Here is a 24,692-nt window from a genome sequence, read left to right as displayed (position 1 = left end):
CAATGAGCGAAAAAAGCATTGTTCAGGAAGCGCGTGACATACAGTTGGCCATGGAGCTGATTACACTGGGTGCTCGTTTACAAATGCTGGAAAGCGAGACTCAGTTGAGCCGTGGTCGTCTCATCAAACTGTATAAAGAGTTACGTGGTAGTCCCCCGCCGAAAGGCATGCTGCCGTTTTCTACCGACTGGTTTATGACGTGGGAGCAGAATATTCACGCTTCCATGTTCTGTAATGCCTGGCAGTATCTTCTCAAAACCGGTTTGTGTAGCGGCGTTGACGCTGTGATCAAAGCGTACAAACTTTACCTTGAACAATGCCCACAGCAGGAAGATGGTCCACTGCTGGCGCTGACCCGCGCATGGACGCTGGTGCGTTTTGTTGAAAGCGGAATGCTTGAGCTGTCGCGCTGCAATTGCTGCGATGGCAATTTTATTACCCATGCTCATCAGCCTGCAGGCAGCTTCGCCTGTAGTTTATGTCAGCCTCCATCCCGTGCAGTAAAAAGACGTAAACTTTCCCGGGATGCTGCCGATATTATTCCACAACTGCTGGATGAACAGATCGAACAAGCTGTTTAACCCGAACGTGTGGGCAAGATTCCAGCAGCGGTAAGCAATTACCGCTGCTTTTTTTTACCCCGCAAACGGTAAACGCTGCGAACTGAACGTCCTTGCCATAGTCACTAGCGGAAGGATGATGTCGTGCTTATCTTATTAGGTTACCTGGTAGTTCTCGGTACAGTTTTCGGCGGTTACATGATGACCGGCGGGCACCTTGGAGCACTCTATCAACCGGCTGAACTTATTATCATCGGCGGCGCAGGGGTAGGGGCTTTTATCGTTGGTAACAACGGTAAATCGATCAAGGGCACGCTGAAAGCGATTCCATTGCTGTTCCGTCGCTCAAAATACACCAAAAGCATGTATATGGATCTGCTGGCGCTGCTCTATCGCCTGATGGCGAAGTCACGTCAACAGGGCATGTTCTCTCTTGAGCGGGATATTGAAAACCCGAAAGAGAGTGAAATTTTTGCCAGCTATCCACGTATTCTTGCCGACGCCATGATGCTGGATTTCATCGTTGACTACCTGCGACTCATCATCAGCGGCAATATGAACACCTTCGAAATTGAAGCGCTGATGGACGAAGAGATCGAAACCCACGAAAGTGAATCCGAAGTGCCTGCCAACAGCCTGGCACTGGTGGGCGACTCCCTTCCGGCGTTTGGTATCGTCGCGGCGGTCATGGGTGTTGTTCACGCCCTGGCCTCGGCGGATCGTCCTGCCGCTGAGCTGGGCGCACTGATCGCCCATGCGATGGTGGGTACCTTCCTCGGTATTTTGCTGGCGTATGGCTTCATCTCTCCGCTGGCAAGCGTCCTGCGTCAGAAGAGCGCGGAAACCACTAAAATGATGCAGTGCGTGAAGATCACGCTGCTCTCTAACCTCAATGGTTATGCGCCACCGATCGCGGTTGAATTTGGCCGTAAAACGCTTTACTCCAGTGAGCGTCCGTCGTTTATCGAGCTTGAAGAACACGTGCGCGCGGTGAAAAACCCAAACCAACAGACGACAACTGAGGACGCATGAAAAACCAGTCCCATCCGATCGTCATCGTAAAAAAACGCAAGCATAAGGGCGGCGGGCATGGCGCACATGGCTCGTGGAAAATTGCGTACGCCGACTTTATGACTGCAATGATGGCGTTCTTTCTGGTGATGTGGCTGATCTCCATCTCCAGCCCGAAAGAACTGATCCAGATTGCTGAATACTTCCGAACGCCGCTGGCGACGGCGGTGGCCGGTGGGCCGCGCATTTCTAACAGCGACAGCCCAATCCCGGGCGGTGGCGATGATTACACCCAGCAGAAGGGTGAGGTGAAAAAAGAGCCGAACATCGACGAGCTGAAAAGAAAGATGGAGCAGGCGCGTCTGAAGAAACTGCGTGGCGATCTTGATCAACTGATTGAAGCGGATCCCAAACTGCGCGCGCTGCGTCCGCATCTGAAAATCGATCTGGTACAGGAAGGGCTGCGTATCCAGATTATTGATAGCCAGAACCGCCCAATGTTTAAAACCGGGAGTGCGGAAGTCGAACCGTACATGCGCGATATTTTGCGTGCCATTGCGCCGGTGCTGAATGGCATTCCTAACCGAATCAGCCTGTCAGGACACACGGATGATTTCCCGTATGCCAGTGGAGAGAAGGGATACAGCAACTGGGAGCTTTCTGCCGATCGTGCCAACGCCTCGCGTCGCGAGCTGGTGGCCGGTGGGCTTGATGATGGCAAGGTACTGCGTGTGGTCGGTATGGCAGCAACCATGCGTGTCTCTGACCGCGGGCCGGATGACGCCATCAACCGTCGTATCAGTCTTTTAGTGCTGAACCAGCAGGCGGAGCAGGCCATCCTGCATGAAAACGCCGAAAGTCAGAATGAGTCACTGGACGATTTAAAACAGCCTGGGGCCGTTCCTTCGGCTGCCGTTCCAACATCGCCACCAGCCAATCCGAGGTGATAGCGTGAGCATGGATATTAGCGATTTTTACCAGACATTCTTTGATGAAGCCGACGAGTTGTTGGCCGATATGGAGCAACACTTGCTCGATTTGGTGCCTGAAGCACCGGACTCTGAGCAGCTCAATGCCATCTTCCGTGCGGCGCACTCCATTAAAGGCGGAGCCGGAACGTTTGGATTTACCATCCTGCAGGAAACGACCCATTTGATGGAAAACCTGCTTGATGAAGCACGACGCGGTGAGATGCAGCTCAATACCGATATTATCAACCTGTTTTTGGAAACCAAAGATATTATGCAGGAACAGCTCGACGCCTATAAAAGCTCGGCAGAGCCTGATGCCGCCAGCTTTGAATACATCTGCAATGCGCTGCGCCAGCTCGCGCTGGAAGCAAAAGGTGAGGTGGCCGCAGCCGTTGTTCCGGCCGCAAAACTGAGCGTTGTCGATGCTGCTGAAGAGGCCGCGCCAGCCGCTGCACAAGCGGGCAAACTGCGCGTTGTGCTGTCACGCCTCAAAGAAAATGAAGTTAACCTGCTGGAAGAAGAGCTGGGTAACCTGGCGAAGTTAAGCAACGTAGTAAAAGGTAAAGACAGCCTTGCTGCGACACTTGATGACGGTATTGGCCAGGACGATATCGTGGCGGTGTTGTGCTTCGTCATTGAAGCCGATCAGATTGCCTTCGAAACCGAAACCGCCGTTGTCGAAACCCCAGCAGAAGCAGAAGAGGTCGCTGTTGTTGCTCAGGCTGCAGCTCCGGCTGTTGTGCCTGCGGCTCCGGCGCTGAAAGCCGTGCCAAAAGAGGCTGCGGCACCAGGCCGTGGTGAAAAACCGGCTGCGCGTTCCAGTGAGTCCACCAGCATCCGTGTGGCTGTTGAGAAGGTTGATCAGTTGATTAACCTGGTGGGTGAACTGGTTATCACTCAGTCAATGCTGGCACAACGTTCGAACGAACTGGACCCGGTGACGCACGGCGATCTGATCACCAGCATGGGGCAATTACAGCGTAATGCCCGCGATCTGCAGGAATCGGTCATGTCCATCCGTATGATGCCGATGGAATACGTCTTCAGCCGCTTCCCGCGTCTGGTTCGCGACCTGGCCAGCAAACTGAATAAACAGATTGAACTGACCCTGATGGGCAGCTCAACAGAACTCGATAAGAGTCTGATCGAGCGCATCATTGACCCGTTAACGCACCTGGTGCGTAACAGTCTCGACCATGGTATTGAGCTGCCTGAAAACCGTATTGCCGCCGGGAAATCTCCTGTCGGAAACCTGATCCTCTCTGCAGAGCATCAGGGTGGGAACATCTGCATCGAAGTGACCGATGACGGTGCGGGCCTTAACCGTGAGCGCATCCTGGCAAAAGCGATTTCGCAGGGGATGGCGGTCAATGAAAACATGACCGACGAAGAAGTGGGCATGTTGATCTTTGCGCCAGGCTTCTCGACTGCGGAACAAGTGACCGACGTTTCCGGGCGCGGTGTGGGCATGGACGTGGTGAAACGTAACATCCAGGAGATGGGCGGCCACGTTGAGATCCAGTCTAAGCAGGGCTCTGGCACCACCATTCGCATCCTGCTGCCACTGACGCTGGCAATTCTGGACGGTATGTCAGTCAAAGTGGCAGACGAAGTGTTTATTCTGCCGCTGAACGCCGTGATGGAATCGCTGCAACCGCGTGAGGAGGATCTGCATCCGCTGGCGGGTGGCGAGCGTGTTCTCGAAGTGCGCGGTGAGTATCTGCCGTTGGTGGAACTGTGGAAAGTGTTTGAAGTGGACGGTGCGAAGACAGAGGCCACGCAGGGTATCGTTGTGATCCTGCAAAGTGCAGGCCGCCGCTACGCGCTGCTGGTTGATCAGCTGATTGGCCAACACCAGGTGGTGGTGAAAAACCTCGAAAGCAACTACCGCAAGGTGCCGGGTATTTCTGCCGCGACCATTCTGGGTGATGGTAGTGTGGCACTGATCGTCGATGTGTCGGCGCTTCAGGGATTAAATCGTGAACAACGTGTGGCGTACACAGCCGCCTGATTAAGTAGAAGGTAATAACATGACCGGTATGAGTAATGTAACGAAACTGGCGGGCGAGCCATCAGGGCAGGAATTCCTGGTTTTCACTTTAGGTGACGAAGAGTACGGTATCGACATTCTGAAAGTGCAGGAAATCCGTGGTTACGACCAGGTTACCCGCATCGCTAACACGCCTGCTTTTATTAAAGGTGTCACCAACCTGCGTGGTGTGATTGTGCCAATCGTTGACCTGCGCGTGAAGTTCAGCCAGGGCGACGTTGACTACAACGACAACACCGTGGTGATTGTTCTGAACCTGGGGCAGCGCGTAGTGGGCATTGTGGTGGATGGTGTGTCTGATGTGCTTTCCCTGACCTCTGACCAAATCCGTCCTGCTCCGGAGTTTGCGGTCACGCTGTCTACGGAATACCTGACCGGTCTGGGCGCGCTCGGCGAGCGAATGCTGATTCTGGTGAACATTGAGAAGCTGCTGAACAGCGATGAGATGGCTCTGCTGGATATCGCCGCGAGTCACGTAGCGTAAAACAAAGCCGGGTGGCGCTGACGCTTACCCGGCTTTTTCATACCCTTATGCTTCCTGTTTTACCAGCTCAGCTTCGGCTTCCGCTTCCCGCACCCCTTCATTCTGCGACAGCATCGCGGTCGCGATACCATTCCCCAGAACGTTAATCGCAGAACGACCCATATCCAGGAAGTGATCAATCCCCATCAGCAGCAGAATACCGGCCACCGGAATATTGAAGCTTGGAATGGTTGCCGCCAGAACGACCAGCGATGAACGCGGTACGCCTGCAATGCCTTTTGAGGCGAGCATCAGGGTCAGCATCAGAACCGTTACTTCAGAGAAGCTCAGGTGAATGTTGTACGCCTGGGCGATAAACATTGAGGCGAAAGAGCAGTACACCATCGAACCCACCAGGTTGAAGGAGTAGCCAATCGGCAGCACGAAAGAGGCGATGTTGCGCGAGCAACCAAAACGCTCCAGCTGTTCCAGCGTTTTTGGATAGGCCGCTTCAGAGCTGCTGGTGGTAAACGCCACCAGTACCGGGTCTTTCAGCATACTGACCAGGCGAAACACCTCTTTTTTCAACACCATGTAACCTACGGCCAGCAGCACCATACAGGTGAGAAGGATCGCCACATAGTATCCGCCAATAAAGGACGCATAGTTCAGCAGAATACCCAGACCCTGAGTGGCAATAACGGATGAAATCGCCGCGAAAATGGCCAGTGGCGCAACGTACATCACGTAACCCGTCACCTTAAGCATGATATGGGAAACCACATCCAGCGCAGCTACCAGAGGTGCGTTGAATTTCTGTCCCAGCGACGCGCCGCCAATACCAAAGAACATTGAGAACACCACAATCTGCAGGATCTCATTGTTCGACATCGCCCCAGCGATACTGGTTGGAATGGTGTGCGACAGGAAGGCTTTCAATGTCATGCCCCCAACGGCCAGACCGGTATCGACCGCCTCGGTTGGGATCGTCAGGTTTAAACCGCTTCCCGGATGCTCAAGTGTGACGATAAACAGCCCCACCAGAATGGACAGCACGGATGAGCTGATAAACCACACCATCGCTTTGCCGCCAACGCGACCAATGGTGGAGGTTTCACCCAGTTTCATAATACCGACGGTTAACGTGCTGAAGACCAAAGGTGCAATCACCATTTTGATCAGGCGAAGGAAGATATCGGTCAGAAGGGTAATGTTATCCGACCAGGCTTTGATAGCATCCGCAGATGCGTACTCATGAATTGCTGCCCCAGAAAGAATACCCGCCAGCATGAAAATCACGATGAAGAGTGTGAGTTTGTTTGCACTTGCCACGAAAAAAGACCCTCTATGCGCTTTAGATGTAGCCCGCGTCGATATATATAAATTTTTTAATACGACGCCGGAAATTATTCGGCACATAAATTGACGCAAAGCGGGGGGGGATACAACTCCTTTTTAAGTTTTATTAATTTTGTTGTTAACTCGCTGACGATATATCGTGATCGAGATCACATTATGGCGGATATATTCTCTCCGGAAAAAATAAAATCTCTGATGGTTTGTATTTAACTAATTGTTATGTAGGAAAAATTTTCGTCAATAAGACATATGGCTTATGCGTCGTGGAGCAGGTGGTAGAAGCGATAACCATAAACTAAATTCTCAGTAACCCCCAGAGGAACACTAAGCGGGGATAACATCTTGAACAACAAAATAAAATGTTGCGAGGGAACGAAGACGTCTTCTGGAGGGTGGTAAATGAACAGAAAACTCCTTTTGATCTGCACAGGCACTTTACTGGTTGCGACAACAGCCCATCAGGCACTGGCCGTCACCAGCAGTGGTACCGTCGGTGCAACGCTGACGCTGACAAACGGTTGTCTGATAAATGGCTCACCCACGCAAAATGGCATTAATTTCGGGACACTGGATTTCGGTACCCATCCCGCCACGTTTTCCACTCTGACCACGCAGTTGACCGGCGCCAGCGGCGGCAACACCTTCACTATTCAATGCACGACGGCCAGCTATACGGTGGCGATTACCGGTAATACTAACTCCACTGCACCGGGTACTGTTGTAGGTACGCCGGGGACGCCTGCTCGCTATCTGATTAATACCTCCAACACGGCGCAGGGTGTCGCTTACAGCCTCTACACTGACAGCGGATTCAACACCGAGATTACCAATAACACCGCGTTGCCGATCACGTCCACAGCAGGAGGGGTAGACAGTTACACCCTCTACGGGCGCATTACCGGCGGCGGTAACAGCGTGACGGTCGTTCCGGGAACCTACACCGATACGATAAACGTCAGCGTTACCTATTAGTACCTGCATCGCCATGAGAGCATCCTTTATAAGTCTGCGCAGATGCGCAGAGGGATATGTGCAACTTTTTATCGCGCTCACCTTCGGGTTGCTGATGGTACCCATAGCGGGTGCGGTGACATCGCAGTCATTTAAGGTCAGCGCGACCATTGTACCTGGATGTGCGGTGGCCACGGGGAGTGGAGGGCTTCTCGGTACGCTGGATTTTGGCACCCATACCGGTGTGGAAAGCGCGCAGGTCAGCACCAGTTTTGTACCCAACGGTGCCTTGTCAATTGCCTGCACACCGGGTGTCACGCTGAGCATGAGCATTAATGGTGGACAGAATTACTCATCTGTTCGCCGTATGAAACGCTCAGGCGGAACGGAAATGGTGGGATACCGGCTATACAGCAGCAGTTCACTGGCAGCAAACAGTGAAATTGGGGTCAACCAGGCCATACCGGTGACGTATACCAACAGCAATAACATCGCGCTGCCGCTATTTGGCGTGGCGCTACTGAGCGGGGTTAGCCCGGCAGGAACGTATTCCGATCAGCTCACCGTGACCTTGTCATGGTAATAAAGGGAGAGTGTTGATGAAGCCATTTTTCAGACCGGTATGTCTGGCGGGCGTGTTGGGTATGGCTGCGGTAACCGGCCAGGCGCAGGCGGCAGCCACCATTCTGCTATGGCCCATTGATCCATGGCTTTCAGCGGATGCCAAAGCCACCGAATTGTGGATCCAGAACCAGGGGAACAGTGCAACAACGATGCAGGTACGGATTATGCGCTGGAAGCAGGAGGGTGGGTACGAGCGCTATTCCGCGCAGCAGGACGTGGTCGCCAGCCCGCCAATTGTCACCATTGAAAAAGGTAACAAACAGCTCATTCGTCTTATTAAGCAGGGCACCGTGCCAGCTGGTATTGAACAAGCCTACCGCATAATTGTGGATGAAATTCCCCAGCCCGATGCCAACGCTGAGCCTGCTATCGGCCTCAAATTACAGATGCGCTATTCCATCCCTTTGTTTGTCTATGGGCAGGGGATCCCGACAATAAAAGAGGGGGCGCATCATGCGCTGGCAGAGACCCGAAACCTGAGTTGGCGCGTGACGCAGGAAGCCGGGCATCCTGCCCTGGAAGTCCGTAATCAGGGTGATGTCCATGTCAGGCTCAGCCAGGTGACGCTGGATCAGGGAGGACAAAAACGCACCGTGGCGGAGGGATTACTGGGTTACGTTCTCCCCGGCAGCACCCGCAGTTGGCCAATACCCGCCGGGGTTCGTCAGCCTGACCGGATGAGTGCGCAAATTAATGCCAGGGACGCTCAATGGCAGTCGACGCCCGTCAACTGAAACCGGCGATGATGATACTGCTTTGCGTCAGCACCACCTCCTGGGCTGAACCCGGCGACGACAGTTTACCGCCGCCTCCTCAGGCACAGGTGATCAATGATGAGGCCGTCTTCCAGCTTGACCTCGTGCTGAACCACTACGATACCGGTCTGGTGGTGCCTGTAACGCAACGTAAAGGCGCTTTCTTTATCTCCAGCGCCGATTTGCTACGCGCAGGACTTCCCCCTGAGCATGTGCCAACCGGAGAGGTTAATCTCTCCTCGCTTTCTCAGGTTCGGGTGGAGTATGACAGCGCTGCGCAACGGCTGTTGCTGACCGTTCCCCGCGACTGGGTCACGACCCGTGTGACGCCGTTCAGCACACAAACGGCGCAGAGCAAACCGCACTTCGGGCGTGGGGCACTGCTTAATTATGATCTCTACACCAACCACACGGAGCACTTCGGTGGTCAGGCGTCACTCTGGCATGAATTCCGCTACTTTAACGAGAACGGCTCGTTTTCTTCTACCGGTTACGCCCGGGAAAATTTCGCCGGGAATAATGATCAGCAGGAAGGGTATGTCCGCTATGACACCACTCTACTGTTCACGAATGAGGATGAGGCAATTTCCTGGAGTGTCGGGGATGTGATCAGCGACGCTCTGAGCTGGAGTACCAGCGTGCGCATGGGCGGGATAAGTTTCGGAAGGGATTTCTCCTTGCGTCCGGATCTGGTGACATGGCCATTGCCAGAATTTTCGGGAGAAGCCGCAGTACCCACCTCGGTTGATCTCTTTATCAATGGCTATCGCTCCGGCTCCACTCAGCTCCAGCCGGGGCCATTTACGCTGACTAATCTGCCCTATATCAACGGTGCAGGGGATGCGGTGCTGGTCACCACTGATGCACTGGGGCGTCAGGTGAGTACCACGCTACCGTTTTATGTCACCAGTGATTTGTTAAAACAAGGCCTGAGCGACGGGGCTGTGACGCTGGGCAGCCTGCGGCGTAATTATGGCATCAGGAATTTTGACTACGGTCCTGCCGCAGGCAGTGGCTCATATCGCTATGGTTTGACCGACTGGCTCACGCTGGAGGGGCATGCGGAAGGGGCGCAAGAGCTGGCGCTGGGCGGGGCGGGGACGGTGATAAAACTCGGCCAGTTTGGCGTGGTGAATACCTCTTACTCGCACAGCCGCATGCGCGGTGACACGGGCGGGCAAATCAACTGGGGTTACCAGTACAGCACCAGTGAGTTTAGCGTGGCGACCCAGCATACGCGGCGCGATCGCGGCTTTAGTAATCTGGCCCTTTACGATCAGCCGACGGTCTACGACGAAAATGACAAACCCATCGCCAGTTTTAGTCGTAATACGGATCAGTATTCTCTGACCTTTAACCTGGGGCAGTACGGCAATATTGGTGCAGCCTGGATCGGTGTAGAGAGTTTCGACAGTCAAAAAACCGAACTGCTCAATTTCTCCTGGAGCCGCAACCTGTGGGGCGCGAGCAGTATTTATCTGGCAGCAAGTCGGGACCAGCAACGGGGAGACTGGACGGTGGCGCTGTCGCTGCAGGTGCCGCTGGGGGCGCGTGACAGTACCGCCGTCACTTTCGAAAACACCCCGGACGCAGGCAGCACGCAGCGCATCAACTATAACCACGCCATGCCTTCCGACGGCGGGTTTAGCTGGAACATGGCATGGGCTAACCAGTCGAAAGCCAGTGACTATCAGCAAGGAACGCTGGGCTGGCGCAATAACAACATTGAGCTGCAGGGAGGCGGTTATGGTGAAAAGGACACCATGACATGGTGGGGGGAGGCGATGGGGGCGATTGTTCTGATGGACGGAGAGTTGTTTGCGGCCAACAAAATCAACGATGCGTTTGTGGTCATCAGTACCGATGGTCACTCGGATGTCCCCGTCAGTTATGAGAACCAGCCCGTCGGTAAAACCAATAACAACGGTTATCTGCTGGTCAGCGGCGTGTCGGCGTATTATCCGGCAAGCTATCGGATTGATACGCTGAATTTGCCTGCGGATACCCGGCTGAAAGAGACCGAACGCCGGGTTGCGATCCGTCGCCATAGCGGCTATCTGGTAGATTTCCCAATGGAGCAGGAGCGGGTGGCCAGCGTTATTCTGCATGATGCGCAGGGAGAGGCGATTCCGGTGGGAAGCCAGGTTCGACGCGCCTCGCGTAGCAATGCGGTGGTGGGATATGACGGGATCGCCTGGCTGGAAAATCTCAGTGATGTGAACCTGCTCGACGTTATCACACCTGACGGAAAGCACTGCTCGGTCACGCTGACGGTGGGTGCCAATCCACAACACAAACTGCAAACCTACGGTCCTCTGGTTTGTCGGGAGGGACAGTGAAGCACCTGCTATTCCTGCTTCTGCTGCTGGCGACCAGCGGCAGTTGGGCTGACTGTCGGGTCAGCACGGTCAATGCCGCGTTTGGGAGTGTGACCTCATTCGCGCTGAGTGGTTCTGGCGAAGTGGCAACCACCGGTACGCTGGTCGTAGACTGCGATGCGCTGGTGAACTTGCTGACCGGGGACACCATCACGCTAAATTTTGTCTCAGCGACTGTTTCGGCAAATGGTCGTGCGACCATGAAGCGTACCGACAACGCGGCCATTACGGATGTGATCCCGACGCGCCTGTGCGGGCAGTCGGGCTGCGCTAACAACAGCGAAGTGCAAACCAGTAAAACCTATACCTGGGACAGCAGTACCTTGTTAAATCTGATCGGCGGCAAACAATACAATATCCCTCTCTATTTCCGGACGGTCCCGGGGCAAAATGTGACCGCTGGTCCTTATCAGGTGACGCTAAACTTCGATATCACCTATAGAGTCTGCTCGGTGGGCGTGCTCAACGCGTGTTTATCGGGACTGCAAACCGGAACGAAAGGAACCAGCATCACGTTGGATATGACCGTCACCAATGACTGCAGCGCCATGACCACGCCGGACGTCAACTTTAACAGCGCGCCGCTGGTACAAAGTTTCCCCACTGTATTGCAGGCGATTGCCGTCACCTGCACCAAAGGAAGTACGTATACCATCGGCATTAATAACGGTGCTAATGCGCTGAACAATGTGCGGCGCATGGTGAATGGCAGCAACTTTATGAGCTACGACATTTATAAAGAAGCCACCAGTAACCGTTGGGGAGGAAGCGGCAGCGAGCGCTGGTCCAGTGCGGTATCGTCCCAGGTCAGTACCGATGGTTTACTGCGCACCTACAACTACACCGCGAAAGTCCTGACAAATCAGGCCACGCCCCCCGCCGGAACCTACACCGATACGCTGATTGTCGACGTGGCGTTTTAACCCCACGCTTTTCCCTTTCTCAAATGTAAAGTTCCTGTGGGCAGTGCCGATAACACCGTTAATAAATCTATGAGAAGGTGTTGTATGTTGAACCGTATCCGCGTTGTCACAATGCTTATGATGGTGCTGGTCATTTTCGCACTTCTTCAGCTCATCTCCGGCGGGCTTTTTTTCTCGTCATTAAAACAGAACCAGGACAGTTTCGCGGCCTCGAACGATCTCCGCCTGCAGCAGAGTGAACTCACGTCGACGTGGGATCTGATGCTGCAAACGCGTATCAACCTGAGCCGCTCGTCCGCGCGCATGATGATGGATCCGAATAATCAGCAGAGCAGCGCGAAAACCGATCTGTTGAAAAATGCCCGTGCTACTCTCGCTGACGCCGCAAAACATTACGACGCCTTCAAAAAGATCACCCCGCAACCTGCCATGGAGCAGGTGAGCCAGAACGTCGACGAAAAATACAACGCCTACAATGCCGGTCTGACGGAACTGATTCAGTTCCTGGAAAGCGGCAACATGGACGCCTATTTCGCACAGCCAACGCAAGGGATGCAAAACGCACTCGGTGCGGCGCTGGGGGAATATGCGAAGGTCAGTAGCGATCTGTATCACTCGGCCTTTACTGAAAGTCAGAATGATTACCGCTTTGCGAAATGGCAGATGGCCGTAATGGCACTGGCACTGGTCATTGTGCTGGTGGCGGTATGGTATGGCATTCGCCATATCCTGCTTAATCCTCTTGGTCGTGTCATTGGTCATATCCGTGAAATTGCCGGTGGTGACCTGACCAAAACGCTGACCGTAACCGGGCGCAATGAGATAACCGAACTGGCCAACAGCGTCGACCATATGCAGCGTTCGTTGATCGAGACTGTCGCCAACGTACGTAATGGATCAGAAGCCATCTATACCGGCACCAGCGAAATTGCGCTGGGTAATAACGATCTCTCTTCCCGTACTGAAGAGCAGGCATCTGCTCTGGAAGAGACGGCCGCCAGCATGGAACAACTTACTGCGACCGTGAAGCAGAACGCCGATAACGCCCGTCAGGCCTCTCAACTGGCTGAAAGTGCCTCTGAGACGGCGCAACGTGGTGGTCGCGTGGTGGATGGCGTGGTGAAAACCATGCACGAAATTGCCGACAGCTCGAAGAAAATCGCCGACATCATTAGCGTCATCGATGGCATTGCTTTCCAGACTAACATCCTTGCGCTGAACGCCGCCGTGGAAGCGGCACGTGCGGGCGAGCAGGGACGTGGGTTTGCCGTGGTCGCGGGTGAAGTACGTAACCTCGCCAGTCGCAGTGCCAACGCGGCGAAAGAGATCAAAGCGTTGATTGAAGATTCCGTTTCCCGCGTGGATACCGGCTCCGTGCTGGTAGAAAGTGCCGGGGAAACCATGAATGACATCGTGAATGCTGTTACTCGCGTAACGGACATCATGGGTGAAATCGCCTCTGCATCTGATGAGCAGAGTCGTGGTATCGACCAGGTTGCTCTGGCGGTATCGGAAATGGATCGCGTGACACAACAAAACGCCGCGCTGGTGCAGGAGTCCGCTGCGGCGGCCGCTGCTCTGGAAGACCAGGCGAGCCGTCTGAAGATGGCCGTCTCGGCGTTTCGTCTCGCTTCACTCGCTGGAAACACGGTCACCCCGCAAGCCACCTATCGTGTGCCCGCTGCAGAATCAGCGGCAACCCGTACCCGTGCTGCGACGACCGGACAAGATGAAAACTGGGAAACATTTTGACTGACAATTAAACCGCGGCTGCTTGCCGCTTGATGGGAGCGTGGATGTTAAATCGTATTCGTATCTCGACCACACTGTTTTTGATTCTGATCCTTTGCGGTGTGTTGCAGGTTGGCAGTAACGGGTTGTCTTTTTGGGCGTTTCGCGATGGCTATCAGAATTTGCAGGAAGTTGAGGCGAGTAATCAGCAGCGCTCCGCACTGGCACAAACGCGTGCCGTGCTGTTGCAGGCAAGCACTGCGCTGAACAAAGCGGGAACCTTAACCGCGCTGAGTTATCCGCCGGATGACATCAAAGCGCTGATGGCGACCGCGCGTGACAGTCTGAAACAGGCAGACGGGCAATTTAAAGCCTTTACGGCGCAGGAAGCCGTTAGCGAGAAAGAGAAAACGCTAAAGGCTGCCATGAAAAAGAACTTTGAACAGTGGTACAGCGATCTGGACCATCAGGCAACCTGGCTTGAGAACAACCAGCTGTCAGATTTTATGACCGCACCGGTTCAGGCGTCTCAGGCGGCGTTTGATGGCAGCTTCAATGCGTGGCAGCAGGATATTAACCAGTTTGTCCAACGCGCAGGGGAAGACAGCCGAATGAGCTACCACATGTCCGGCGTGATTTTTGCCGTGGTGGTGATTCTGGCGGCGCTGCTGACCGGCGGGGCACTGCTCTGGTCGCGCAGGATGATTGTGCAGCCGCTGGCGATCATTAGCAGCCACTTCGACAGTATTGCGAAGGGGAATCTGGCGCGTCCGGTGGCGGTTTATGGCAAGAACGAAATTTCGGCGATCTTTGCCAGCCTGAAGGCAATGCAGGGATCGTTGCGGGAAACGGTATCCGATGTGCGTCAGGGCAGTTATGCCATGCACACCGGGATTTCAGAGATAGCGGCAGGCAATAACGATCTCTCGTCCCGTACCGAGCAACAGGCGGCCTCGTTGGCGCAAACGGCAGCGAGTATGGAACAACTGACTGCGACGGTAAGTCAGAACGCCGATAACGCGCGTCAGGCGTCTGACCTGTCGAAACAGGCGGCAATGACGGCGAAAAAGGGTGGGGATCAGGCCTCTCATGTTGCGAGCACCATGCAGGAGATTGCCACCAGTTCGCAGAAAATTGGTGACATCATCAGTGTGATTGACGGTATCGCGTTCCAGACCAACATTCTGGCGCTCAATGCCGCTGTCGAAGCGGCGCGCGCCGGTGAACAGGGGCGTGGTTTTGCGGTAGTGGCGGGTGAAGTGCGTAACCTGGCGAGCCGCAGTGCCAACGCGGCGAAAGAGATTAAGGTGCTGATTGAAGAGTCGGTTTCACGCGTCCAGCAGGGCTCGACGCTGGTCGATACGGCGGCAAAAACCATGCACGAGATCGTCACCTCTGTCACGCGGGTGAACGACATCATGGGCGAAATTGCCTCTGCGTCGGACGAACAGCGTCGCGGGATTGAGCAGGTCGCTCAGGCAGTCAGTCAGATGGATCAGGTCACGCAACAGAACGCCTCGTTAGTTGAGGAAGCGGCAGCAGCAACCGATCAACTGGCGAGCCAGGCGGATCATCTCACCGGGTTGGTCGCGGTATTTAATGTGAAAGAGCACGTTGAAGCAGTAACAGAAGTCGGGCGGTCGCAGGCCGTGCCAGTTGTATCCTGAATGTAATTAAGAAGGCGCTATGACATCACCAATGCCCTCCGGGCAAACGTCATTATTGTTGCAGATGACACAGCGCCTCGCGCTGTCCGACGCGCATTTTCGTCGGATATGTCAGTTAATCTACCAGCGTGCAGGGATCGTGCTTGCGGATCATAAGCGAGACATGGTCTACAACCGTCTGGTGCGGCGCTTGCGTACGCTGGGGCTGGATGACTTTGGTCGCTATCTGAGCATGCTCGAAGCGAACCAGAACAGCGCCGAGTGGCAGGCTTTTATTAACTCATTAACCACGAACCTGACGGCATTTTTCCGTGAAGCGCACCACTTCCCGGTCCTGGCAGAGCACGCGCGTCGCCGCACCGGGGAGTATCGCGTCTGGAGTGCGGCCGCCTCGACGGGGGAGGAGCCGTACTCGCTGGCGATCACTCTTGCCGATACTCTGGGCATGGCACCCGGACGCTGGAAAGTCTACGCCAGTGATATCGACACCGAGGTACTGGAGAAGGCGCGTAACGGTGTTTATCGCCAGGATGAACTGAAAACGCTGTCGCCGCAGCAGCTGCAGCGTTATTTCATGCGTGGAACGGGTCCACATGAAGGCCTGGTACGCGTACGCCAGGAGCTGGCGAACTGCGTCGAATTTGCGCCCGTTAACCTGCTGGATAAGCAGTACAACGTGCCGGGACCTTTTGACGCTATTTTTTGCCGTAACGTCATGATCTATTTTGATAAAACGACGCAACAGGACATTCTGCGTCGGTTTGTTCCGTTGCTCAAGCCTGACGGTTTACTGTTTGCCGGGCACTCGGAAAACTTCAGCAACCTCGTGCGTGAGTTTAGCCTGCGTGGGCAAACGGTATATGCGCTGAGTAAGGAAAAAGCATGAGTAAAATCAGGGTATTGTCTGTCGATGATTCGGCGCTGATGCGCCAGATCATGACTGAAATCATCAATAGCCACAGCGACATGGAGATGGTGGCAACAGCGCCGGATCCGCTGGTAGCGCGGGATTTAATTAAAAAATATAACCCCGACGTGCTAACGCTGGATGTCGAGATGCCGCGCATGGATGGCATAGATTTCCTGGAAAAGTTAATGCGACTGCGTCCGATGCCAGTGGTGATGGTCTCCTCCCTGACGGGAAAAGGATCGGAAATCACACTGCGCGCGCTGGAGTTGGGGGCGGTGGATTTTGTCACCAAACCGCAGCTCGGCATTCGTGAAGGAATGCTGGCTTACAGCGAGATGATCGCGGAGAAGATCCGTACGGCGTCGCGCGCGAAACTCGCCGCTCACAAACCGATGGCTGCACCGGCAACGTTGAAGGCGGGTCCATTACTCAGCTCGGAAAAACTGCTGGTGATTGGGGCGTCAACCGGGGGAACAGAGGCAATTCGTCATGTACTCCAGCCATTGCCGCTTTCAAGTCCGGGTATTCTGATCACTCAACATATGCCGCCTGGCTTTACCCGCTCGTTCGCTGAACGTCTGAACAAACTGTGTCAGATCAGCGTGAAAGAGGCGGAAGACGGCGAACGCGTACTCCCGGGGCATGCCTATATTGCACCGGGTGACAAGCATATGGAGCTGGCGCGTAGTGGCGCCAACTATCAAATCAAAATTCATGACGGGCCGCCGGTCAACCGGCACCGTCCGTCGGTGGATGTGCTGTTTCATTCGGTGGCGAAACATGCGGGGCGCAACGCCGTTGGGGTGATCCTGACGGGGATGGGCAACGATGGTGCCGCCGGAATGCTTGCAATGCACCAGGCTGGCGCCTGGACGATTGCGCAGAATGAAGCAAGTTGTGTGGTGTTCGGCATGCCGCGCGAGGCCATCAATATGGGTGGCGTGAGCGAAGTGGTCGATCTTAGCCAGGTAAGCCAGCAGATGTTGGCGAAAATCAGTGCCGGACAGGCAATACGTATTTGACTCAGGAGTAGAATTAGATGGCGGATAAAGAGCTTAAGTTTTTGGTTGTGGATGACTTTTCCACCATGCGTCGCATTGTACGCAACCTGCTGAAGGAGCTGGGCTTCAACAACGTTGAAGAAGCAGAAGATGGTGTTGATGCGCTGAACAAACTGCAGGCGGGTGGGTTTGGTTTTGTTATCTCCGACTGGAACATGCCAAACATGGATGGTCTGGAACTGCTGAAAACCATTCGTGCAGATGCGGGCATGGCGTCTCTGCCGGTTCTGATGGTTACTGCAGAAGCGAAAAAAGAGAACATCATTGCCGCTGCACAGGCGGGCGCAAGCGGCTACGTGGTGAAACCATTCACCGCAGCGACCCTGGAAGAGAAGCTCGGTAAGATCTTCGAGAAACTCGGCATGTGAGGTGTTGGTCATGATGCAACCTGCTATGAAACCCGTTGAAGAACACTCGCCGAGCGATATCATCGTTCGCATCGGTAGCCTGACACGCATGCTGCGTGACAGCCTGCGTGAACTGGGGCTGGATCAGGCGATTGCCGAAGCGGCGGAAGCCATTCCTGATGCGCGTGATCGCCTGGACTATGTCGTGCAGATGACTGCTCAGGCGGCTGAACGTGCGCTGAACAGCGTTGAAGCGTCACAACCGCACCAGGACGCGATGGAAAAGGGCGCGAAAGCGCTGACAAAACGCTGGGATGAGTGGTTTGAGAATCCAATCGAGCTGGCGGACGCCCGTGAGCTGGTTACCGATACCCGTCAGTTCCTGGGGGATGTTCCCGGCCATACCAGCTTCACCAACGCACAACTGCTGGACATCATGATGGCGCAGGATTTCCAGGACCTGACCGGTCAGGTTATCAAGCGCATGATGGATGTTATCCAGGAGATTGAACGTCAGTTGCTGATGGTGCTGCTGGAGAACATTCCAGAACCTGCAGCCCGCCCAAAACGCGAGAACGAAAGCCTGCTCAATGGTCCACAGCTCGACGCCAGCAAAGCGGGCGTGGTAGCAAGCCAGGACCAGGTGGACGATCTGCTCGACAGCCTCGGCTTCTGATATAAAGACACCACCTCAAGGAGGTGGTGTCTTTACTGTTTTAAAGACAAATTTTGATATCAAATCCGGTTTCGGAATGACAGATATTCTCTTTTAGGCGCTGCAGGTCATCATCGTTAAACGATGATGAGCGATAGCTACAGTATTCATACTGCCTTAGCTGGTCGTAACTGTGTTCTTGTAGTGCCTGCAAGAGAAAAATGGAAAGCTGGGGACCGATAATCTGGACTCGCTTGTTGTAAATCGTGCGCAGGATCTTAATAACGGAACCGACTTCGTTTGGTGTTTTCTGAAGGACGAGTTCAAGCCGACGATGATGTAAATCATGGAGATAGTTTTCAGGACTAATGACATGTTTATTCTTTACATCGTAAAGAACGGAATCCCATGACATAAGTGTTGTATTCAGCAGGCTCGAGGTATCTTTAAACTCAACAATTCGGTTCTTAAATGCCCAGGTATCGCTGATGCTCCAGATATCAAAATCCAGGCTTTTATAATGAAAGCGGATCCCTCCGAGCTTATTCACACTGAAACGATCGATGCTCAGTGTTTTCAGAACGTTAATCAGATCGTCTCGCGACAGGTCGATAACAAGATCGATATCTGAGGTGAATCCACCACGCCCAAAAAGTCCGATGTCCCGAATCATTCCGCCAAAAATCCACGCATGAGATCGCTCGGCCAGGGCATCAATGAGTGCCCTGGCTTGCTTTCGCTCTTCGCTAATGTCGAAAAAATCTTCGATTCTGAGCTTAAGGCGTTGATGGCTGGATACGACTTTCATATTCATAAAGCGATTTTAGCTCATCGTGAAGACGTATCAAATAACTGTCTGTCATGCCTGAAATGGCATCCGCCAGGAGCTGGGCTTCTTTATAAAGAGGCGGCAAGTCATTTTCCGGGTCTTCAAAAACACGTCGATAGTTTTCTGATATACGACCATAAGCATAACGGCCGAAGGGGGTATCCCAGCTCTTTCCGCCACTTTTGCGGCCTTTAATGCCTAGCCATAGCATATCCATTAGCCCCTGAATGTAATTCGATCCTTTCAGTTCGAGTTCAAGAACCGTGCGGTGACGATAGCCACGGGTTTTATCGAATTTTTTCAAAGCTGAACAGAGTTCATGGCCAGTACTGATGCTAATAAGATCTTTGATACTACAATCAGTTTGGCAAAGTTCTTTATGACGCTGTCGAAAAGCTTCAACAATACTCGTTATGAGTACGTTTGTGCCGTGTACGCGAAACATCTGCATACTCATATCATTGATTTCTGCAGGGGAAAGATCCTGTTTCCGATAGTCCCATTCCTGATTTTTGTTCTGCACTCTCTTTACCAGTTCCTGAATTGTTTGATCTGTCCCATTTCTCCAGTTGGTCAGAAAACTGATTAAATCCTGATAGGAGGCCAAACCTTTTTTTATAGTGTCTTCAGCATCAAGAATGGAGTAAGCAACGTCATCGCAAGCTTCCATCAGGTAGGTAAAGGGATGCCTAACTCCTTCTGTAAGCCCTGTCTCTTCCCAGATTTCATGAACGACGTGTTCTTCAGAAAACAGATACCCGTGTTTACTCCATTTCTTATTTTGGGTATAGGAAGACTGAGGGTATTTGATCATTGCTGCAAGTGACGCATATGTAAGATTTAAACCATAATTGTCATTGATGATTTGAAGTCTCGTCACAAGACGTAACGTCTGAGAATTGCCATCAAATTTCATGAAGTCATTGAATATAGAGCGACTTTCTTCGTCGAAATCATACTTAACTACAGGCTCTAGATTTCGGCTGAACCAAGCAGCCATGGCTGCCTCGCCCTGATGTCCAAAAGGGGGATTACCAAGATCGTGCGCGAGACCGATTGTTGCCAGCAGAGCAGGAACATCTCTTTCAAGTACGAGGTGGTCGCAATGTGTACCGAAGATCTCTTCTTTCATTTCAAAGGCGAGGCGCATCCCAATTCCTCGGGCAAAATTTGCCACTTCGTGGGAGTGGGTTAATCGTGTACGTACACTGTCATTAAGATCTAGTGGAAAAACCTGCGTTTTATCAGCTAATCGACGTGTTGGTGCTGCAAAGAGCAAACGGTCAAAATCTCGTTCAATTTCTTGTCTCCCGGCAGAGAGAACTGAAGGCTCCAATTCCGGATTTTTCTCTTTATCTTTGCGTCTTCCACTGTTTAATAACTTACACCATTCCATAAAACATCCTTTTTATTGAGGCAGTTCAGCCAACCTAGCAAATTGAAATAACTGGTACCAGAAGGCTCGATATGAATTTGTCAGAACTGGAACACGCTACGCAACAAACGAGAGGAGGGGGAGCGTTGTTATTGTTAAGGGAGTAATTCAACCCTTTTTGTTGGTTTAATTACGCGATTGATACAGTGAATCTTAGGCATGATACCCGTGACGTAATGGGCTGGACATGCACTGTGGCAGAAGAGAACGACGACAAAACGGAAGCCCCCACACCCCACCGACTAGAAAAGGCGCGTGAGGAAGGGCAGATCCCCCGATCCCGAGAACTGACTTCCCTGCTGATCCTTATCGTAGGGGTGTGCATTATCTGGTGGGGTGGGGAGTCGCTCGCCCGTAAGCTGGCGGGAATGTTATCTACTGGCTTACGTTTTGACCACAGCATGGTCAATGACCCGAATCTGATCCTCAGCCAGATTATCCAGCTAATAAAAGGGGCGATGGTTGCGCTGCTGCCGCTGATTACAGGGGTTGTGCTGGTCGCGCTGGTTTCTCCGGTGATGCTGGGTGGTCTGGTCTTTAGTGCCAAATCGCTGCAGCCGAAATTTTCCAAACTGAATCCGTTGCCGGGCATTGCGAAAATGTTCTCTGCGCAGACCGGGGCGGAGTTGCTCAAAGCCATTCTCAAATCGGTACTGATGGGGAGTTCAGCGGGGTTTTACCTCTGGTACCACTGGCCGGAAATGATGCGTCTTATCAGCGAATCCCCCCTCACCGCAATGAGCAATGCGCTGAACCTGGTCGGGCTCTGTGCGCTGCTGGTGGTGCTCAGCATTATCCCGATGGTGGGTTTTGACGTGATTTTCCAGCTTTATACCCACTTCAAGAAACTGCGCATGTCACGCCAGGATATCCGTGACGAATACAAACAGATGGAAGGTGACCCGCATGTCAAAGGGCGTATCCGCCAGATGCAGCGCGCCGCTGCCCGTCGACGCATGATGGAAGATGTGCCAAAAGCCGATGTGATCGTCACCAACCCGACACACTATTCCGTTGCGCTGCGCTATGACGAAAACAAAATGAGTGCACCGAAAGTGGTGGCGAAAGGGGCGGGTCTGATAGCACTTCGCATCCGTGAGGTAGGTACTGAACACCGCGTACCTATCCTGGAAGCCCCTCCGCTGGCGCGTGCCTTATACCGCCATGCGGAAATTGGACAACAGATCCCCGGACAACTCTACGCCGCCGTGGCGGAAGTGTTGGCCTGGGTATGGCAGTTGAAGCGCTGGCGTCTGGCTGGCGGACAACGACCTGTGAAACCTGAGAACCTTCCGGTGCCTGAAGCGCTGGATTTTTTGAACGAGAAGGACACTGATGGCTAATCTGGTGGCAATGTTGCGCCTGCCCGGCAACCTGAAATCGACCCAATGGCAGATCCTTGCCGGGCCGATTCTCATCCTGCTAATTCTGTCGATGATGGTACTGCCGCTCCCGGCATTCATCCTCGATTTGCTTTTCACATTCAACATTGCGTTGTCCATCATGGTGCTGCTGGTGGCGATGTTCACCCAGCGTACCCTTGAGTTCGCGGCGTTCCCGACCATTCTGCTGTTTACCACCTTACTGCGACTGGCGCTGAACGTGGCCTCCACGCGTATCATTCTGATGGAAGGTCATACGGGTGCGGCTGCGGCGGGTAAAGTCGTTGAGGCCTTCGGCCACTTCCTGGTCGGCGGTAATTTCGCCATCGGTATCGTGGTGTTCGTGATCCTCGTTATCATCAACTTTATGGTTATCACTAAAGGTGCCGGACGTATCGCCGAAGTGGGCGCGCGTTTTGTGCTGGACGGGATGCCAGGTAAGCAGATGGCGATTGATGCCGACCTGAACGCCGGACTTATCGCGGAAGATGAAGCGAAAAAACGCCGTGCGGAAGTGACGCAGGAAGCAGACTTCTACGGCTCCATGGACGGTGCGAGTAAGTTTGTGCGCGGTGACGCCATTGCGGGCATTCTGATTATGGTGATTAACGTGGTCGGCGGCCTGCTGGTCGGTGTTCTGCAACATGGTATGGACATGGGCCACGCGGCGGAAAGCTATACACTGCTGACCATTGGTGACGGCCTGGTCGCACAGATCCCGGCGCTGGTTATCTCCACAGCGGCGGGCGTGATTGTGACCCGCGTGAGTACCGATCAAGACGTTGGCGAGCAGATGGTTGGCCAGCTCTTCAGTAACCCGCGCGTAATGTTGTTGGCCGCTGCGGTACTGGGGTTGCTCGGTCTGGTGCCGGGTATGCCAAACCTCGTTTTCCTGCTGTTTACGGCGGCACTGCTGGGTCTTGCCTGGTGGATGCGTGGTCGTGAAACCAAACCGGCAGCGGAACCGGTTCCGGTCAAAATGCCGGAGAATAACCAGGCCGTCGAAGCGACCTGGAACGATGTTCAACTGGAAGATTCGCTGGGAATGGAAGTCGGATATCGCCTGATCCCGATGGTCGATTTCCAGCAGGATGGCGAACTGCTTGGCCGCATCCGCAGTATCCGTAAAAAATTCGCCCAGGATATGGGCTTCCTGCCGCCAGTTGTTCACATTCGGGATAACATGGATCTCCCACCCGCGCGCTATCGTATTCTGATGAAAGGCGTGGAAATTGGCAGTGGTGATGCCTATCCAGGCCGTTGGCTGGCGATTAACCCGGGGACTGCCGCAGGTACATTGCCAGGCGAGCAAACTATCGATCCAGCCTTTGGTCTGGCCGCTATCTGGATTGAAAGCGCGCTGAAAGAGCAGGCGCAAATCCAGGGTTATACAGTTGTTGAAGCCAGTACCGTGGTGGCAACGCATCTTAATCACCTGATTGGCCAATTCTCGGCAGAGCTGTTTGGCCGTCAGGAAGCGCAGCAACTGCTGGACCGTGTCACGCAGGAAATGCCGAAGTTGACGGAAGATCTGGTGCCGGGCGTGCTGACCTTAACCACGCTGCATAAGGTGCTGCAAAACCTGCTCGACGAGAAAGTACCGATCCGCGATATGCGTACAATTCTGGAAACCCTTGCCGAGCATGCGCCGTTACAAAATGATCCGCATGAGCTGACGGCGGTGGTGCGCGTGGCGCTGGGACGGGCAATCACCCAGCAGTGGTTCCCTGGAACCGGAGAAGTGCAGGTTATTGGTCTCGATACGCCGCTTGAACGTCTGCTGCTGCAGGCCTTGCAGGGTGGTGGCGGGCTGGAACCGGGTCTGGCGGACCGTCTGCTGGCGCAAACGCAGGAGGCGCTGGCGCGTCAGGAGATGCTGGGGGCGCCGCCGGTGCTGCTGGTTAACCATGCGCTGCGTCCGCTGCTGTCACGCTTCCTGCGTCGTAGCCTGAGCCAGCTGGTCGTGCTGTCGAATATGGAGCTGTCGGATAACCGCCATATCCGTATGACGGCGACGATTGGAGGAAAATAATGCGTAAGTGGTTATGGATCTTCTTCTTCCCGCTGGTGGCGCAGGCTGCCGGGGAAGGGACCTGGCAGGCGAGCAGCATGGGTGTGACCCTCAGCAATCGTGGGGTCGCCATGTCATCAAACCCGTTGTCGCCCTCTGAGCCGGTTTCCGGCCTGATGGGACTTGTGGTGTGGAACTACAGATTGATTGGCCCAACACCAGCAGGGTTGCAGGTACGCCTCTGCTCTCAGACTCGCTGTACGGAAATCGACGGAGAGAATGGCACCACACAGGCATTTAATGGCGTGCCGGCCATCGAACCTTTGCGTTTTATCTGGGAAGTGCCGGGTGGAGGGCGTTTGATCCCGGCGCTGAAAGTTCAGAGTAATGCTGTCATCGTTAACTACCGTTAACGGCGCTTAAAAAAGAAACCCGGCGATTGCCGGGTTTCTTTTTGTGCACAGAAAACCCCCAGCTAGGCTGGGGGTTCCGGAAAGCTTTCAGCTTTAAGCCAGTTATAAAAACCCCTTTTGATTTGTTAAAACAACTTGCGGTCTGGCAACTGCAAGAGAGAAACAAGAAATCAAAAGGGGGTCCCAATGGGGGACGAAAAGAGCTT

At 53.8% G+C, this 24,692-nt stretch carries 22 protein-coding genes; 19 read left to right on the top strand and 3 right to left on the bottom strand.

Annotated features, from left to right (window positions below; all coding sequences use genetic code 11):
• Positions 1–2 precede the first annotated feature (2 nt).
• From flhC to cheW, 5 genes are all read left to right on the top strand, one after another.
• On the top strand, positions 3–581 hold the full coding sequence (gene flhC, locus HED65_RS18605; RefSeq protein ID WP_010432486.1) for a flagellar transcriptional regulator FlhC: 579 nt from the start codon (positions 3–5) through the stop codon (positions 579–581).
• A gap of 123 nt (positions 582–704) precedes the next feature.
• On the top strand, positions 705–1,592 hold the full coding sequence (gene motA, locus HED65_RS18600) for a flagellar motor stator protein MotA (protein WP_008500417.1): 888 nt from the start codon (positions 705–707) through the stop codon (positions 1,590–1,592).
• A complete protein-coding gene (gene motB / locus HED65_RS18595) occupies positions 1,589–2,518 on the top strand; it encodes a flagellar motor protein MotB (RefSeq protein WP_028018604.1) in 930 nt (309 codons plus the stop codon). Before motA ends, motB begins: the two co-directional genes overlap by 4 nt.
• A gap of 4 nt (positions 2,519–2,522) precedes the next feature.
• The gene (gene cheA / locus HED65_RS18590; protein WP_114979684.1) at positions 2,523–4,553 is read left to right on the top strand and encodes a chemotaxis protein CheA; all 2,031 of its coding nucleotides are present in this window, start codon (positions 2,523–2,525) and stop codon (positions 4,551–4,553) included.
• Positions 4,554–4,572: 19 nt separating this feature from the next.
• Positions 4,573–5,076 (top strand): chemotaxis protein CheW, encoded by a 504-nt coding sequence (gene cheW / locus HED65_RS18585; protein ID WP_008500420.1) that lies wholly within the window; start codon positions 4,573–4,575, stop codon positions 5,074–5,076.
• Positions 5,077–5,121: 45 nt separating this feature from the next.
• Here cheW and HED65_RS18580 read toward each other — a convergent pair whose 3' ends face one another.
• Positions 5,122–6,387, bottom strand: coding sequence for a dicarboxylate/amino acid:cation symporter (locus HED65_RS18580; protein WP_114979683.1), 1,266 nt, complete (start codon positions 6,385–6,387; stop codon positions 5,122–5,124).
• A 426-nt stretch (positions 6,388–6,813) separates the two neighbouring features.
• Here HED65_RS18580 and HED65_RS18575 point away from each other — a divergent pair, with 426 nt between their 5' ends.
• From HED65_RS18575 to cheZ, 11 genes are all read left to right on the top strand, one after another.
• The gene (locus tag HED65_RS18575) at positions 6,814–7,386 is read left to right on the top strand and encodes a Csu type fimbrial protein (RefSeq protein ID WP_114979682.1); all 573 of its coding nucleotides are present in this window, start codon (positions 6,814–6,816) and stop codon (positions 7,384–7,386) included.
• A gap of 13 nt (positions 7,387–7,399) precedes the next feature.
• A complete protein-coding gene (locus HED65_RS18570) occupies positions 7,400–7,948 on the top strand; it encodes a Csu type fimbrial protein (protein ID WP_114979681.1) in 549 nt (182 codons plus the stop codon).
• Positions 7,949–7,964: 16 nt separating this feature from the next.
• Positions 7,965–8,723, top strand: a complete 759-nt coding sequence (locus HED65_RS18565; protein WP_114979680.1) for a fimbrial biogenesis chaperone — start codon at positions 7,965–7,967, stop codon at positions 8,721–8,723.
• Positions 8,699–11,083, top strand: a complete 2,385-nt coding sequence (locus HED65_RS18560) for a fimbria/pilus outer membrane usher protein (protein WP_114979679.1) — start codon at positions 8,699–8,701, stop codon at positions 11,081–11,083. Before HED65_RS18565 ends, HED65_RS18560 begins: the two co-directional genes overlap by 25 nt.
• Complete coding sequence (locus tag HED65_RS18555) at positions 11,080–12,045, top strand: Csu type fimbrial protein (RefSeq protein ID WP_114979678.1); 966 nt, start codon at positions 11,080–11,082, stop codon at positions 12,043–12,045. Before HED65_RS18560 ends, HED65_RS18555 begins: the two co-directional genes overlap by 4 nt.
• A gap of 84 nt (positions 12,046–12,129) precedes the next feature.
• On the top strand, positions 12,130–13,797 hold the full coding sequence (tar, locus tag HED65_RS18550) for a methyl-accepting chemotaxis protein II (protein ID WP_114979677.1): 1,668 nt from the start codon (positions 12,130–12,132) through the stop codon (positions 13,795–13,797).
• Between the two features lie 44 nt (positions 13,798–13,841).
• Positions 13,842–15,443 carry a methyl-accepting chemotaxis protein IV gene (gene tap / locus HED65_RS18545; RefSeq protein WP_114979676.1) on the top strand — a complete coding sequence of 534 codons (1,602 nt, stop codon included), beginning with the start codon at positions 13,842–13,844 and terminating at the stop codon, positions 15,441–15,443.
• 19 nt (positions 15,444–15,462) lie between these two features.
• Positions 15,463–16,329, top strand: coding sequence for a protein-glutamate O-methyltransferase CheR (cheR, locus tag HED65_RS18540; RefSeq protein ID WP_028018614.1), 867 nt, complete (start codon positions 15,463–15,465; stop codon positions 16,327–16,329).
• The gene (locus tag HED65_RS18535; protein WP_014884341.1) at positions 16,326–17,375 is read left to right on the top strand and encodes a protein-glutamate methylesterase/protein-glutamine glutaminase; all 1,050 of its coding nucleotides are present in this window, start codon (positions 16,326–16,328) and stop codon (positions 17,373–17,375) included. Before cheR ends, HED65_RS18535 begins: the two co-directional genes overlap by 4 nt.
• A gap of 17 nt (positions 17,376–17,392) precedes the next feature.
• Entirely contained in the window at positions 17,393–17,782 is a 390-nt protein-coding gene (cheY, locus tag HED65_RS18530) for a chemotaxis response regulator CheY (RefSeq protein ID WP_000763862.1), read from the top strand.
• Between the two features lie 10 nt (positions 17,783–17,792).
• Positions 17,793–18,437 carry a protein phosphatase CheZ gene (gene cheZ / locus HED65_RS18525; protein WP_008500432.1) on the top strand — a complete coding sequence of 215 codons (645 nt, stop codon included), beginning with the start codon at positions 17,793–17,795 and terminating at the stop codon, positions 18,435–18,437.
• Between the two features lie 40 nt (positions 18,438–18,477).
• On the opposite strand, the gene HED65_RS22545 is transcribed toward cheZ, so the two are convergent.
• The gene (locus HED65_RS22545) at positions 18,478–19,230 is read right to left on the bottom strand and encodes a hypothetical protein (RefSeq protein ID WP_189338753.1); all 753 of its coding nucleotides are present in this window, start codon (positions 19,228–19,230) and stop codon (positions 18,478–18,480) included.
• On the bottom strand, positions 19,193–20,641 hold the full coding sequence (locus tag HED65_RS18515) for a deoxyguanosinetriphosphate triphosphohydrolase family protein (protein ID WP_114979675.1): 1,449 nt from the start codon (positions 20,639–20,641) through the stop codon (positions 19,193–19,195). Before HED65_RS18515 ends, HED65_RS22545 begins: the two co-directional genes overlap by 38 nt.
• A gap of 233 nt (positions 20,642–20,874) precedes the next feature.
• On the opposite strand from HED65_RS18515, the gene flhB reads away from it, so the two are divergent.
• Genes flhB through flhE form a run of 3 tightly spaced genes read left to right on the top strand, consistent with a single transcriptional unit; the run spans position 20,875 to position 24,486 of the window.
• Positions 20,875–22,023 (top strand): flagellar biosynthesis protein FlhB, encoded by a 1,149-nt coding sequence (flhB, locus tag HED65_RS18510; protein WP_114979674.1) that lies wholly within the window; start codon positions 20,875–20,877, stop codon positions 22,021–22,023.
• The gene (flhA, locus tag HED65_RS18505) at positions 22,016–24,094 is read left to right on the top strand and encodes a flagellar biosynthesis protein FlhA (protein ID WP_114979673.1); all 2,079 of its coding nucleotides are present in this window, start codon (positions 22,016–22,018) and stop codon (positions 24,092–24,094) included. Before flhB ends, flhA begins: the two co-directional genes overlap by 8 nt.
• On the top strand, positions 24,094–24,486 hold the full coding sequence (gene flhE / locus HED65_RS18500; RefSeq protein ID WP_114979672.1) for a flagellar protein FlhE: 393 nt from the start codon (positions 24,094–24,096) through the stop codon (positions 24,484–24,486). Before flhA ends, flhE begins: the two co-directional genes overlap by 1 nt.
• Positions 24,487–24,692: the final 206 nt, after the last annotated feature.

It is taken from the genome of Pantoea sp. LS15 (assembly GCF_012241585.1).
Taxonomy (GTDB): Bacteria; Pseudomonadota; Gammaproteobacteria; order Enterobacterales; family Enterobacteriaceae; genus Enterobacter.
The sequence above is the reverse complement of the archived record's forward strand: the minus strand, read 5'-3'. Positions and strand labels throughout refer to the sequence as shown.